Genomic DNA, 673 nt, shown 5'->3' with positions numbered 1-673 from the left:
ACAAAACCAAAAGAAGCAAGAAACAAGAATTCGACGTACATATCATAAAAAAGGGTAAGCCGGAGACAAGACAGAAAACGAAGTGAAGAAGAAAACATGATCCAATAAAAAAAAGAAACACAAAAAATAAAAACACCAGTAACGTAAAAAAAAGCATAATAGAAACAAAGAATGCAAATAATAGGAAACCCCTCATGGCTAGATCACCGGGTTTCGGGTCTATACCCTGCAACTTAACGCCCAGTTAAGACTCGGTTTCCCTTCGGCTCCCCTATTCGGTTAACCTTGCTACAGAATATAAGTCGCTGACCCATTATACAAAAGGTACGCAGTCACACGCCTAAGCGTGCTCCCACTGCTTGTACGTACACGGTTTCAGGTTCTTTTTCACTCCCCTCGCCGGGGTTCTTTTCGCCTTTCCTTCACAGTACTGGTTCACTATCGGTCAATCAGGAGTATTTAGCCTTGGAGGATGGTCCCCCCATCTTCAAACAGGATTTCTCGTGTCCCGCCCTACTTGTCGTTAGCTTAGTACCATAATAATGTTTTCGGATACGGGATTATCACCCTCTACGATTGAGCTTCCCAGCTCATTCTCCTAACAAAACCATTATCACTAACAGGCTCTTCCGCTTTCGCTCGCCGCTACTTACAGAATCTCGGTTGATTTCTT

1 rRNA gene is annotated in these 673 nt (G+C 43.4%); it reads right to left on the bottom strand.

From position 1 onward, the window contains the following. Positions 1–673, bottom strand: a 23S ribosomal RNA gene (locus tag EK386_RS20735); the annotation flags it as partial.

Origin of the sequence: Lysinibacillus antri, from assembly GCF_003977595.1 — a bacterium.
In the GTDB taxonomy this organism is placed as follows: domain Bacteria; phylum Bacillota; class Bacilli; order Bacillales_A; family Planococcaceae; genus Ureibacillus; species Ureibacillus antri.
This window is presented reverse-complemented; position numbering and strand designations above follow the sequence as displayed.